The sequence below is a fragment of the Paenibacillus sp. J22FR83 genome (assembly GCF_059691955.1).
Genome location: NZ_JCAUAM010000015.1, coordinates 104,088 through 117,997, shown reverse-complemented (window position 1 = coordinate 117,997; position 13,910 = coordinate 104,088). Strand labels below are relative to the sequence as shown.

13 protein-coding genes are annotated in these 13,910 nt (G+C 47.4%); 12 read left to right on the top strand and 1 reads right to left on the bottom strand.

The features are described from left to right. Positions 1–165 precede the first annotated feature (165 nt). From AC58PV_RS25415 to AC58PV_RS25390, 6 genes are read left to right on the top strand one after another with little or no spacing between them, the layout of a single operon-like run. On the top strand, positions 166–1,824 hold the full coding sequence (locus tag AC58PV_RS25415; RefSeq protein WP_497435385.1) for an ABC transporter substrate-binding protein: 1,659 nt from the start codon (positions 166–168) through the stop codon (positions 1,822–1,824). 32 nt (positions 1,825–1,856) lie between these two features. Then, positions 1,857–2,771, top strand: a complete 915-nt coding sequence (locus tag AC58PV_RS25410) for an ABC transporter permease (protein WP_497435491.1) — start codon at positions 1,857–1,859, stop codon at positions 2,769–2,771. Between the two features lie 17 nt (positions 2,772–2,788). Beyond that, positions 2,789–3,673, top strand: coding sequence for an ABC transporter permease (locus AC58PV_RS25405; protein WP_497435384.1), 885 nt, complete (start codon positions 2,789–2,791; stop codon positions 3,671–3,673). A 17-nt stretch (positions 3,674–3,690) separates the two neighbouring features. Then, the gene (locus tag AC58PV_RS25400) at positions 3,691–5,715 is read left to right on the top strand and encodes an ABC transporter ATP-binding protein (protein ID WP_497435383.1); all 2,025 of its coding nucleotides are present in this window, start codon (positions 3,691–3,693) and stop codon (positions 5,713–5,715) included. A 40-nt stretch (positions 5,716–5,755) separates the two neighbouring features. Continuing rightward, on the top strand, positions 5,756–7,090 hold the full coding sequence (locus tag AC58PV_RS25395) for an LLM class flavin-dependent oxidoreductase (protein WP_497435381.1): 1,335 nt from the start codon (positions 5,756–5,758) through the stop codon (positions 7,088–7,090). Next, a complete protein-coding gene (locus AC58PV_RS25390) occupies positions 7,087–8,295 on the top strand; it encodes a M20 metallopeptidase family protein (protein WP_497435380.1) in 1,209 nt (402 codons plus the stop codon). The genes AC58PV_RS25395 and AC58PV_RS25390 overlap by 4 nt, the downstream gene beginning before the upstream one ends. Before the next feature lie 61 nt (positions 8,296–8,356). Here AC58PV_RS25390 and AC58PV_RS25385 read toward each other — a convergent pair whose 3' ends face one another. Next, positions 8,357–8,791: an Lrp/AsnC family transcriptional regulator gene (locus tag AC58PV_RS25385; protein ID WP_497435379.1), complete on the bottom strand. Its 435-nt coding sequence runs from the start codon at positions 8,789–8,791 to the stop codon at positions 8,357–8,359. A gap of 164 nt (positions 8,792–8,955) precedes the next feature. Here AC58PV_RS25385 and AC58PV_RS25380 point away from each other — a divergent pair, with 164 nt between their 5' ends. From AC58PV_RS25380 to AC58PV_RS25355, 6 genes are all read left to right on the top strand, one after another. Then, entirely contained in the window at positions 8,956–9,957 is a 1,002-nt protein-coding gene (locus AC58PV_RS25380) for an oxidoreductase (protein ID WP_497435378.1), read from the top strand. A 288-nt stretch (positions 9,958–10,245) separates the two neighbouring features. Further along, positions 10,246–11,169, top strand: a complete 924-nt coding sequence (locus tag AC58PV_RS25375; RefSeq protein WP_497435376.1) for an NAD(P)/FAD-dependent oxidoreductase — start codon at positions 10,246–10,248, stop codon at positions 11,167–11,169. A gap of 26 nt (positions 11,170–11,195) precedes the next feature. Further along, entirely contained in the window at positions 11,196–11,435 is a 240-nt protein-coding gene (locus AC58PV_RS25370) for a glutaredoxin family protein (protein ID WP_497435375.1), read from the top strand. Positions 11,436–11,465: 30 nt separating this feature from the next. Further along, a complete protein-coding gene (locus AC58PV_RS25365) occupies positions 11,466–12,038 on the top strand; it encodes a peroxiredoxin (protein WP_497435374.1) in 573 nt (190 codons plus the stop codon). A gap of 511 nt (positions 12,039–12,549) precedes the next feature. Further along, a complete protein-coding gene (locus tag AC58PV_RS25360; RefSeq protein WP_497435373.1) occupies positions 12,550–13,224 on the top strand; it encodes a putative endonuclease domain-containing protein in 675 nt (224 codons plus the stop codon). A 119-nt stretch (positions 13,225–13,343) separates the two neighbouring features. Next, positions 13,344–13,613 (top strand): hypothetical protein, encoded by a 270-nt coding sequence (locus tag AC58PV_RS25355; protein WP_057315318.1) that lies wholly within the window; start codon positions 13,344–13,346, stop codon positions 13,611–13,613. Positions 13,614–13,910: the final 297 nt, after the last annotated feature.

Here is a 13,910-nt window from a genome sequence, read left to right as displayed (position 1 = left end):
AAATCAACGGTTATTTCGATAGATACAATTATTAACGTAGTTTTTTCCTTAAGAATCGTATGTACTACTAGGAAAAGTGAGTGATAAGATTGCATGGTAAATTCCTATTAAATCAATAGGATAAGTACCAATTAGATTGACGATAGCGAGAAGGAGAGAAGAAATTTGAACAAATTAATCATTTCATCCTGGGGACGATCCATCATCTTGTCTGTTGCATTTACAACGATGCTAGTTGGATGCACCTCTGACAAGGGAAATTCCACAACAACCGTTACAAAGTCGACCGTCGTGAACAGAAGCGAGTCTCAGCGCGCTCAAGGGGGAAATTTAACGTATGCACTCGCAAGTTCGCCAGATACGTTGGACCCAGTTGCCAGTGGATATGCCGTTTCGCACCGCGTGCTTCGAAACATCTTCGATTCCCTAGTGTTCCAGAAGGAAGACGGATCGTACCAGCCATGGTTGGCAACGAGTTGGACACAATCGAATGATGGCAAGTCTTATACGTTCAAGCTTCGTCAGGACGTGAAATTCCATGACGGTACGCTGTTCAATGCGGAAGCGGTTAAGGCAAACTTTGATCATCTCGATAAAACGACCGGTCTCGGCCAAGCTCGTCCACTACTGGGACCTTTAGCATCTACCGAAGTCGTAGACGAGTACACGATTAAAGTGAATCTATCCAAAAAATTCGAGCCGTTTCTGAGTGGTCTTAGCTCCGCATTTTTTGGTATTTCGTCACCGAAGGCGCTCCGGGAGCAGGGGGACCAGTTTGGCAAGCATCCGGTAGGCACTGGACCATTCAAGTTCGTGAAGTGGGAGGAGAACAGCGAGATTGTGTTGGAGAGATTCCCTTCTTATAACTCCGCGCCTAAGATAGCCGAGAATCAGGGAGCGCCCTATTTAGATAAATTGACATTCAAGATTATTGCCGAAGAGGCAACTCGCATCGGAAGCGTACAGAGTGGGCAAATTCTAGCTGCAGAAACGGTGCCGCCACAAAACATCGCCGCGTTCAAGAGTAATGCGAAGTTCAAGTTTCATCAGGCCATCACGAACGGAACGCCGTTTTCCTTGTACCTGAATACGCACAATGAACCGTGGAATGACCGGAGGGCAAGGCAGGCGATCCAATTGACCATTGATCCGGAAGTTATCGTCAATACACTGTATTTGGGTACTTACTCGCGGGCTTGGAGTGCACTGACGCCGGGCATACTCGGATATAACGAGTCATTGGAAAACAAAATTAAACCAGATCTGAACAAGGCTAACAGCCTACTGGATGAGCTGGGTTGGAAAAAAAATACGAATGGAATACGTGAAAAGGATGGTAAAAAGCTGACACTGAACTATCTTGAGCCAGCGGCAAGTCGGGAAAAGCGTAAGGACATTGCAGTTATTGTGCAGCAGCAGCTGAAAGAGATTGGTGTAGCCGTCGAACTCAATATGACAACGAACGCAAGTGATTTATTAAAAAAGCGGGAATTTGATATCTCTGGCATTTCACAAGTAAAGGCTGATCCTGACATTCTGGCCAATTTATTTCGTTCGGATCGTCTGCATGCTCAGGGTGGCAACAACTTCTCAGGTCTTAATGACGCTACCATCGACAAGCTGCTCGATGAAGGAGCTATCGAATCGGATACGAAAAAACGGAAGGATATCTATCGCCAGATCCAACAATATTTAAGTGATCAAGCCCTTATTCTTCCAATATATGTGTATCCGTACACTGTCGTGCAATCAAGCAGTGTTCAGGGTTTGAAGTTTGATCTTCTTGGCTATCCGCTGTTCTATGACGTGAGCATTAGCCAATAAAGGAAGGATGGAAAGATATTGTGAGAGGAACTATGGCAACCCGCCTTTTGACCTCCTTTTTAGTGGTAATCGGCTCGTCAATGCTTGTTTTTTTTATCATGTATGTTCTCCCAGGAGATCCCGTTTTGCAAATGTTGAACGGCAACACAACAACACCAGAGGCCCTTGCAGCGCTTAGGCATGAACTGGGATTGGACCGATCGTTCTATCAGCAATTTTTGGATTATTATTCTCACTTACTTCATGGGGATTTCGGATATTCGCGAGTGAATAAAGACCCTGTTCTCCCTAAAATTATAAAGCATGCGCCAGCGACGTTGATGTTGACGTTGGTCAGTACGTTATTCTCCGTTGTCATTGGCATTCTTCTTGGCGTGCTGGCAGCCGTTCACCGCAACGGCATCATCGACTTTCTAGCCAGGTTGGTCGGACTGTTTGGCATTTCCATGCCAGCCTACTGGACAGGTATTTTATTACTGCTAGCCTTCTCCATCCAGTTAGGCTGGTTTCCTGCGATGGGATCTGACGGATGGAAGACGCTCGTTCTTCCCGGGTTTGCACTCGGACTGATTGGGGCTGGATTTATCGTCCGGCTTGTCCGCAACACGATGCTGGAGGTGCTCGGCCAGCCCTTCATCCTGACACTGCGCGCGAAGGGGATGAGGGAACGTTCGGTGATGTACCGTCATGCGCTGCGCAATTCTCTAATCCCCGCGTTAACATTGGTCGGCGTCACGATTGGAGAGTTGCTGAGCGGCACTGTGGTGGTTGAGACGGTATTTTCTAGACAGGGTATCGGGCGAATACTGGCAGAAGCGATTATGGCCAAGGATCTACCTGTCGTGCAAGGTGTTGTATTCTTCACGGCAATCATCTATGTGGGCGTGAATCTGTTAGTCGACCTTTCATATCTCTTCATAGATCCTCGCCTTAGGCGACTGCAATAAGAAAGGGGAATATAACAATGAGGGCTGGACTCGAAGTCAAGCCGCTGTTGACAATTGAACGTAGACAACCGAAGCGAAGATGGCGTCTTGGAAGTGTTCACCTATTCCTTTTCGCATCAGCACTCATCATTCCGTTCATGTTGCTGTGTGCTATTGCGCCTCAATGGGTAACCGTACATTCACCGACCCAAATTGATCCGTCTAGTGTGATGCGGCCGCCAGGAGGAACCCATTGGCTTGGGACTGACTACTTTGGACGCGATATTTTCAGTCTGATTGTATACGGCAGCCGTGATTCGCTGTGGATCGGGTTTGTCTCCGTCCTGGTTGGTGGAGTTGCAGGCGGAACGTTGGGTACCGTATCTGGTTACATTGGAGGATGGGTGGACCTAATTGTGATGCGGTTCATCGAAACACTGATGACCATTCCTGGAATTTTGCTTGCACTCGCAATTGCTGCAGCAACCGGACCGAGTTTGACCAACGTTGTGTTGGCGATTGGGACTTCAGCGATTCCGCGCTATGCGAGGGTCATGCGCAGCCAAGTACTTAGTGTCAAGAACCAGCAATTTGTGCTCGCCTCACGCTCAATCGGAAGTTCGGGTATCCGAACATTCTTTAAGCATGTGATGCCAGGGTCAACGGCTCCCTTTCTGGTGATGTCCACAATAGGGATTGGAACTTCGATACTGGCGGGTTCCGCACTCAGCTTTCTCGGGCTAGGCGTTGTCAAAGAAATTCCAGATTGGGGAACATTGCTTGCACAGGGAAGAGGTTATCAGACAGTAGCGTGGTGGATTTGCACATTCCCAGGGTTGGCAATTGCGTTATTTGTACTAGCGGTCAACATCATCGGGGATTACATTCAAGACATACTGGACCCTAGGAATAGCAAAAGGTAAGAGCAAGGAGGTTTCTTATGATCAACCCTTTACTGACAGTTGAGAGGATGACGGTGGAATTTGAGACTTCAGGCCGTATCCTCACACCGGTATCCGATATATCCTTTCAAATTGAACGAGGAGAGACGGTTTGTCTAGTCGGGGAATCCGGCAGCGGCAAGACCATCACCTCCAAAGCTATTATGCGCTTGACGGATTTCAATCAGGGTCACATTTCCGCAGGAAGCGTTTCGCTTGATGGGCAAGAGCTGACTATGCTCCCTAATAGTGTGCTTAGAGCAATTCGTGGAAAAAAAATGTCGATGATTTTTCAGGAGCCCATGGCCGCGTTTGATCCTGTCTTCACTATAGGGAGTCAACTGGTCGAGACGATTCGTCGGCATGATAAGCGGTCTACCAAAGAAGCACGTGCTCATGCGGCAGAGCTGCTGCGACGAGTCGGATTTTCTGATCCTAATCTTCGATTGACACAATATCCAAGTGAGTTGTCGGGTGGCATGCTCCAACGGGCGATGATCGCGATGGCACTGGCCTGCGGACCCGAGTTGCTTATTGCCGATGAACCGACCACCGCGCTGGATGTGACGATTCAAGCGCAAATTCTAAGATTGCTTAACGACTTGAAGACTGAATTCGGCATGTCTATTTTGCTCATTACACATGATCTGGGTATCGCTGCCGAAATGGCCGATCGGATGATTGTGATGTATGCCGGGCGAATCGTGGAGCAGGCGACGGTAGGTGACTTGTTCGCACAACCCAAACATCCGTATACCGCAGGCTTGCTGCGCTCTATCACTACGATGGACAGCGCCCGTGGGGCTCCGTTATACACGATTTCTGGCACCCCGCCAAGCGTCAATGAGTTTCCTTCTGGCTGCCGATTTCATCCTCGGTGTCCTTATGTGACTGATCAATGCCGCACCGAGATTCCAAGCCTGATGGGGAAGGGCACTCATAAGATCGCTTGCTGGCATACCGACAAACTGTTGCAGGAAGCCGCACTAACTAAGCAGGAAGCTGGTCCGAGATGGGAGATTCTGTCTGCCTCAGGTTCTCCGCAGGATTCAGCGGACGTAGTGGAGAGTCTTTTTGAAATCAAGGGACTCACTAAGCATTATCCGGTGAAAGGGTCATTTGGACGGACGAAGGCGAAGATTTATGCGGTGGATGATGTGACTTTCTCCATTCATTCTGGAGAAACCTTTGGGTTAGTCGGGGAGTCTGGCAGTGGCAAATCGACCTTGGGCCGTGTTCTGATCCAGCTGGAGAAAGCGACAGCCGGGCAGGTACTTTTTCAGGGGAAAGATCTGGCTGCGATGGACAGTGAAAGTCGCCGATTGGCTCGTCGCGACATGCAAATGATTTTTCAGGACCCTTACGGGTCTGTTAACCCACGTTGGACAATCGGCCAAACGATTGGGGAACCATTCGATGTTCATGACCGTCTCAGCTCGGAAGAGCGTAGAAGTCGGGTAGAAGATCTGCTGCAAATGGTCGGATTAAATCCGAAATGGTCTGATCGGTATCCGCACGAATTCTCTGGCGGACAGCGTCAGCGGATCGGCATAGCCCGAGCAATTGCACTAAATCCGCATTTCGTACTTGCGGATGAGGCAGTTTCTGCACTGGACGTGTCGGTTCAGGCCCAAATTGTGAATCTCATGCAGGAACTGCAGCAGAATCTTGGTATAACCTATATGTTTATCGCCCATGGTCTCAATATTGTCCGTCATATCTCCACGCGAATCGGGGTCATGTATTTGGGCAATCTGGTGGAGATCGCACCAGCTGAGGAGTTGTTCCGACACCCCGCACATCCGTACACGGCTGGGCTGCTAAGCTCCATACCGGTACCTGATCCTTCTCGCAAAAGGAAATACGATACCATTCAAGGAGAAATTCCATCGCCGACATCCCCTCCGATCGGATGCCGCTTTCATACACGCTGCCCTGTAGCTGTAGCCCGATGCCGGGAAGAGGCTCCGAAGATGAACGAGATAGGATCTCAGCATATGGTGGCTTGTCATTACCCACTTTAAATTTAATCATACTGAAATTTCTACTAGGAGCGTGTTGCCAATGTCCATGAAAAAAGAAATCAAATTCGGTGCGATTATACAAGGGGTCGGTGCCCATACAGGTTTATGGAGACATCCAGACCTACCCGTTGACGCAAGTGTCAGCTTGGATTTCTACAAGCGTCAAGCTCAAGTGGCCGAAGCAGGGAAATTCGATCTTGTCTTTATTGCGGATGGGTTGTATATCACGGAGCAGTCGCTTCCTCATTTTCTAAATCGTTTCGAGCCAATCACGATTCTTTCAGCTCTGGCCGCTGTGACAAGTCATATCGGTTTGGTTGGTACACTTTCTACCTCTTACAGTGAGCCTTTCAATGCAGCCAGGCAGTTTGCTTCACTAGATCATATTAGTGCCGGGAGAGCTGGTTGGAATGTCGTTACGTCTCCCCTTGAAGGTTCAGCACGTAACTTCAGCAAGGATGCCCACCCTTCCCATTCTGAACGCTATCGGATGGCGGAGGAGTATATTGAAGTCGTACGAGGGTTGTGGGATTCGTGGGAAGACGATGCATTTATACGCAACAAAAAAACGGGCGTGTTCTTTGACAAGAAGAAGATGCACACCCTCCATCATAAGGGCGAGTTTTTTAACGTCCAGGGGCCGCTTAATATCGCACGCTCAAAGCAAGGCCAGCCTGTAGTCTTCCAGGCAGGCTCGTCTGAATCGGGCAGGGATCTGGCTGCCAAATCAGCAGATGCGGTCTTAACAGAGCATGAAAATATCGAGCAAGCGAAAGCTTTCTATCGAGACGTAAAAAACCGTGTCAAGGCATATGGACGCTCCGAGAATGACCTTGTCATTATGCATGGTATCGGAGTCATTATTGGCCGTTCCGAGGAGGAGGCCAAAGCTAAATATGATGAGATTGCTAATTTGGTTACCATTGAAAGCGCAATTGCGCATCTAGGAAGATTTTATGAGCACCATGATTTCTCGCAATATCCACTGGATGAACCATTCCCTGATCTTGGCGATTTAGGGAGCAACAGCTATAAGAGCAGCACAGATCGTATTAAGCGAATTGCGTTGAAGGAAAATCTAACACTGCGCCAAGTCGCCCTTCGTACCGTCATGCCACCTGGAGAGTTCGTAGGCACACCGGAGCACATTGCAGACCTGATTCAGCTTTGGATCGAGGAAGAAGCGGCGGATGGTTTCTTTATTCAATCTGTTACACCGAGGGCGTTGGAGGAATTCGTTGAACTCGTCATCCCCATTTTACAAGAGAGAGGGCTCTCCCGGACCACATATGAGGAAAATACACTACGCGGGAATCTGAGGCTCCCTATTCCAGCCAATCGCTATGCTGTCAAGACAGCGGAAGCGTTCTCATGAGTCTCTGTCAGAGACTGAAAGCGCATCTAGAAGCGTATGAGGACGAGATGCTAGCGGTGCGCCGTGAGTTGCATCGTTATCCGGAGATCATGTTTGATGTAGAGCGAACCGCAACGATTGTTGCCAGACATTTGGAAACTTGGGGAATTACAGTAAAACGAGGCGTAGGGAAGCGGTTTAAAGCCGGAGTTATTGGCACCCTTCACGGCGGACATCCTGGCCGCACGATTATGCTTCGTGCAGATATGGATGCTTTGCTTATTCATGAACAATCGGTAAAGCCGTATCGCTCGCAACGGGATGGCTTCATGCATGCATGCGGGCATGACGCTCATGTAGCGATGCTGCTAGGGGCTGCCTATGCGCTTAGCAAGGAGAGACATTGTGTGAGAGGCACAGTGCTTTTCGTGTTCCAACCTGCCGAGGAAGGAGCATTGCCCTGTCCCGAAGATGGCAGCCTTATAAGTGGAAGCAGAGATCTTATTGACGATGGTGCGTTGGAAGATGTCGATATTGGCTTCGCCTTGCATGTGTGGCCAGATCTGCCAACAGGGGAAATCGGCTTGCGCGAAGGCTATATCATGGCGGCCTCCTCGCATTTCACCTATGAGTTCAGAGGGGTGACAGGACATCATGCCACTCCTCATCTCGCAGCTGACGCCCTCATGATGACAGCTCAATTCGTAATAGAAGCCAAGACTGCGGTAGCATCGCAGTGGAATCCGTTAGTGCCAGCGGTACTTTCTTTCGGCGTGATGCATGCGGGAGAAGTTCAGAATGTGATCGCAGACCAAGGCATAGTGAAGGGTACTTACCGTACCTTTGGCAAAGATGCCGTTAAAAGCTTACAAGGCTTGCTTGAGCAACGAGCAGAATCCGTCGCCAAATCGTTTGGCGGCACTTATTCCTCTCGCTATAGGCTGGGGAGGGCATTGCTGAATGATGCCAGAATCACACGTATAGCGGCCAAAGCGGCGACAGACAGCGGTGCTGAAGTGCAATGGCTGGAAACGCCAAGTCTTGCGGGGGAGGATTTTGCTCTCTATGCGGAACAGATCCCTTGTGCCTTCGCCTTCCTCGGTATACGGAATGAAGCGTTGGGAATCGTTCATCCGCTTCATCATCCGAGCTTTGAAGTCGACGAAGAGGCGCTCAAGATAGGCGCCGCTTTGCATGTATCTTTTGTGGTGGAAGCGCTTGGTTAGGCGGACGAAAGCTGAACTAGCCGAACAATCGACTTCCACCTACCTACTGACATGGTCATTATTATATTTTACTTGTTACAAGACTTTTATCTTCAAATGCTGTCGAGAGTACAATTAAAGTCGTTGAATATCCGTAAGGGTTGCAAGCGTCAAGAAATTGTGCCAGTGATTCTGTTGTTTCGGTTAACACTTTTAATAAAAAGTTATAATCCCCGCTAATTCTGTATAGATCGACAATCTCAGGAGATGCTTCGCAGAATTTAATGAAGTCCGGACAGCAACTGGTTTTAAACATGACAAAAGCGGAAGTGTGTTTGCCAAGTTTTTGTGGGGATAATTGCGCACGATAACCCGTGACAATTCCTTGATCCTCCAACTTCCGAAGTCTTTCCGTTACAGCGGGCTGTGACATCACAATCAATTTGCTCATTTCAGAGATAGAAATCCTGGCATTTTCATGCATCAATGATAAGATTTTGGAATCAATTTGGTCCACTGTAAATCCACCTCTCATCAACTTAAATATATAAGGTAATAGTAAATAAATTAATTAATAAATAAGAAATTACATGTTATTCACCTTAATCATACTATGTATTTTTCATGTCATCAATAGGATAATGAGGTCGAAATCAACTTGCAAAGGAGAATGAATAGATAATGACATGGACCTTGGATGATCCTATCAATTTAGGTCGACTACGTTTGAGAAATCGATTGATCATGGCACCTTTGCAGCAATATAAAGGTACGCTTGATGCGTTTCCCATCGACCACCACATTGAACATTATGGCCGAAGGGCTAAGCATGTGGGGCTAGTTATTTTGGAATCAACGGCGATCTCCTCCAATGGAAGATTGTGGAGTAATGATATTGGTATTTTTTCAGATCAGCATATAGAGCCATTAAGCAAAATTGCTGATGCCATCCATGCCCAGCACACGCCTGCTTTTATCCAATTGTCTCATGGAGGCAGGAAATCTTCGCCAGAAGTTACAAATGCATTAGTTGCGCCGAGCGCTATTGCGTTCGACGAGCATTACGGCACCCCTAAAACGCTGTCTCTGACAGGTGTTCAAACAATCGTAGAGGAATACCGACTTGCAGCAAAAAGAAGTGTCAAAGCGGGGTTCGATGGCATCGAAGTACACGCCGCCCATGGCTTTCTTATTCATCAATTTCTTTCCCCTCTAACCAATGTGAGGTCGGATAACTATGGTGGCAGTTCGGAGAACAGAGCAAGATTTTTGAAAGAAGTTCTGACAGCCATTAGAGAAGAAGTTGGGCGAGAATATCCAGTTACCCTACGGGTTTCTGCTACTGATTATTGCATAGGGGGGTTAACTCCTGAGATGTTGGTCCAAATGTTAAAGCCGCTTGAGAGTGATTTGGATGCGATCCATGTCTCTACAGGCGGACTTCTCCCTATACAGCCTAGTGACATACACCCCGGGTATCAAGTTCCGCATGCTGCTGCAATCAAGCAACATTTTAGTATCCCGATCATTGCAGTTGGAAAGATTTATACTCGCAGTCTCGCCAACCGGATTCTTGAGGATCAATTAGCCGATTGTATTGCCATCGGGAGCCCGCTCTTGGAAGACCCGGATTATGCGGAAGGCTTATTAATGCAACAAGAGCAAGCGAGAATCCGTGGATAATTTGATTAAGCCCGAAAAGGGAATTCAATCCTAAGAGAGACTTCCTAGATTCAATGTAAATAAGCGATTGTAGAGTAGAAGGTAGTAATTCTTCGACTCTAATGGTCGCTTTGTTTGCATTTGTATCCGGTCCGGTATTATTTGAGCCGCCCCGCACTGGTTGTTTTAATTAGAATCATTATAAATAATCTTGACTTTGTCTCTATTTTATTTATAATAATTATTATCTGATATCCATTATCAATGAAAAACAAGCATAAAGATCCCCATGAAAGGAGTGCATCACCGATGTACGATGTCATTATTGTTGGAGCTGGCCCAGCTGGAGCTTCTGCGGCGATTTATACAGCACGAGGGAATTTGAAGACGTTAGTTATTGATAAAGCACCGAATACTGGCGCACTAGCGATTACCCATAAAATTGCGAATTATCCCGGTGTCATAGGAGAAATGTCAGGTAAAGATCTGTTGGATACGATGCGCGATCAAGCCAAAGGCTTCGGAGCTGAATTCATCCAGACGACGATTACGGATGTGGATGTGGAAGGCGAAACGAAGTATGTGTTTACCGCTGACGGGATGTTTGAAGGCAAGTCAATCATTATTGCAACAGGTTCTAAGGGACGTAACCGCATGCTGCCTGGTGAAGAGAATTTGATGGGACGCGGCGTGAGTACGTGTGCGACGTGTGATGGTGCTTTTTTCGAAGGGAAGTCAGTCGCAGTGATTGGGGATTCGGAAGAAGCGCTTGAAGAAGCACAGGCGTTAAGCAAGTTCACGAAATCCATTCATTTCGTCGTTCCTCGGCCGGAATTACAAGGTGTTCACCATGTTCCAGAGTTGAAAGGCACGAACATTCTCTACAAAACGAAGCCGCTCGAAGTTCTTGGCGATAAGCAGGTTCAAGGTCTTAGAATTCGTACAAGCGCTGGCGGTGAGGAAGTGCTGGATGTGGATGGTGTCTTCGTTTTCCTATCTGGCAGTAAGCCGGGTACAGACTTCTTGCAGGGGCAAGTTCCTCTCGATGAAGATGGTTTTATGATCTTGGACAGCTCGATGCAGTCATCGGTTGCCGGGGTATTCGGAGCTGGTGAAGTTAGACGTACGCCAGTTAAACAAGCGGTTGTTGCCGCTGCGGATGGTGCGATTGCTGCTATGGCCGTCGACAAATTCATTAATAAACGGGCTCAACTGATCCCGCAATACAAATAATCTAACCCTTTAGGAGTTGACCAACTATGTCTAATGTAATCGTATATTCCAGCACCAACTGCCCTTATTGTGTCCAATTGAAAAAATATTTAACAGAGCAGGAAGTCGCTTTCGAAGAAAGAAACATTGATCTGAATGATCAATTCGGACAAGAGCTTCACGATATGGGCTTAATGTCACTGCCCGTCACCGTCATCAGTGAGCACAAAATTCTAGGTCTCAACGTCACCAAACTCAAAAAAGCACTAGCCGAAATCGCTAGCTAATCTAATTCAACCAACAAAGGAGATCACATCATGACACAACAATTAACCGTTCAATCTCAAACTGCTACATTTGCTAAAATAGGGCTGCCAGCACCGAGCTTCTCCCTGCTCTCCACGAAAAATATGGACACACTCGAAGAAAAAATCTCGCTCGAGGACTACCGCGGCAGATGGCTCGTATTCTTCTTCTGGCCTTTCGACTTCACTTTCGTGTGTCCGACGGAAATCACCGCGTTCAGCGACCATTACGAGCAGTTCCTGGACCTCGATTGTGACATCGTAGGCGCATCCGTAGATAGTGTCTACACGCATCGTGCCTGGACCCAAACACCGCGCGATCAAAGCGGCATCGGCCCTGTGAAGTTCCCGCTGGTCAGTGACTTCTCCAAAGAAACAGCACGTGCCTATGGCGTCTTAGATGATGAGACAGGCGCGGCACACCGTGGTTTGTTCATCATTGATCCAGATGGCGTGCTTCGCTACCAAGTGGTCACGGATATGAATGTTGGCCGTTCGGTTGACGAGACGCTTCGTGTGCTTCAGGCATTGCAAGCTGGCGGTCTGTGCCCAGCGAACTGGAAACCAGGCGATCGCACATTGTAAGCTACTCGGCAAGAGCCTCAGCGCAGCCGGTTGCGGGGAGCTAGCGCACAAATAAAGTGCGCAAGAGCCTCAGCGGCGCCGGACGCGGGGAGTTAGCGCACAAAAAAAGTGCGCAAGGGTCTCAGCGGCGCCGGACGCGGGGGAGCTAGCGCACAAAAAAGTTGCGCAAGAGCCTCAGCGCCGCCGGTTGCGGCGGCTAGCGCACAAAAAAAGTGCGCAACAGCCTCAGCGCAGCCGGTTGCGGCAAGCTAGCGCACAAAAAAAGTGCGCAAAGGCTTTGGTGCCCCGGACGCGGCAAGCTAGCGCACAAAAAATGTGCGCAAGAGCCTCGCCCCCCGCCAGTCGCAAGCTAGCGCTAACGGAAGTGCAAATAACTATTGTAATTTTTCGTAACTTGAAGTAAATTATGTATATTAAAATTAGGTCGTGAAGAACACGCCGCTTGCACGGGAACTCGTTTCCGGTGCAAGCGGCTATTTTATTTTCTTGACGTAGATAAGGAGATACGAAAATGAATGATGAGATGAATTTGCAGCTTCGTGAAGCGTATGAAAAGTGGATAGAATTACAAATTAAGTCATCTACAGGAGAGAGACGGCTGCGACTGCAGAAGGGGCTGAGTTTCTCACTAAAAAAATTTATTATCAATGTGCTCTGGTTGGCAGTCGGAAGTTTTGAGGGTTGGTATGCTGAGTACGAAGTGATGGATTATAAAGATGGGTACAGATATCTTGATTTGGCCAAGCCATCGGCTGGTATCAAAATTTGTGTCGAAGTGGACGATAAGGGAACGCATGGTCATAAAGCGGATTCATATAAATTTTCTGATGATCGATTCCGTCAGAATGATCTTATAATCGACGATTGGAAGGTTCTGCGCTTTTCATTGCAAAGCATCCTGGAGCAGCCACGCCGTTGCCAACAACAGTTGATGCATGCGTTAGCAAAGTGGGGGATTGAATGCAATATTGCCCAACCAGCGTTGTCCCCAACGGAACTTGCAATATTAAAATTTATTGAAAATAAGACGAAGCCCTACTCACCTATTTCAATAGCTCAAGCAGTTGGAATCCACAGAAATACGGCTGTAAAATATCTGAAGTCTTTAGTTGAAAAAGGTAAAGTGATACCCGATGTCAAAACTAGTGGTCCAATCAGGAGATATCGCAGCAGCAACATGGGTTAATGACAACAGAATTTTGATTTCTCAAAATGTGAACGTTATCAAGGTGGCGTAGTTCGTATCGCACTCTCATTTGAAGTATAATGGGTACACTACAGGTAGATAGTGAGGTTGAATGCAGCATGGCGTCCATTGCGGACAAGGTATTTATGGGTTCTTTAATTTTGATGATGGTTGCTGTTGTCGTTAGCGGAATTGGCTTTCAATTCGTGAATTGGAAATCACAGGTGAGCAATGAGCTTGAGGAAGAAACGAACACGAGCAGCAATCGTAAGAAATCGGCGATGGATCGACAAGATAAAAGTTTGAAACGCATCGGGCGCTCTTATTTATTTTGGATTGCGCTTGCGGGCATGCTGGTCTCGATCGGGTTGAGTTATTTATCGAAATAAGGAAAAACGTAGAGCTGCTCAACTACATGATGGGTGCGCTGTACGCTTGTTGGGTAATTATCGGGGCGATATGACGAAAAACTACAAATTATGAGATACAAGATTCTCCAACATTCGCAATCGTTGTGCGTTATAAAGAATATATAGATTCTTTATAAAGGAAGTGAATGTTGATTTATGACAACTTATACACAATTGAAAACCGAGATTCAGATGATCTCTAGTGAAATAGCCAAGTTATATAAGAGGCAAGATGAACTAAATAAACAATTACAGGAAATTTGTCTCCATGAAGAA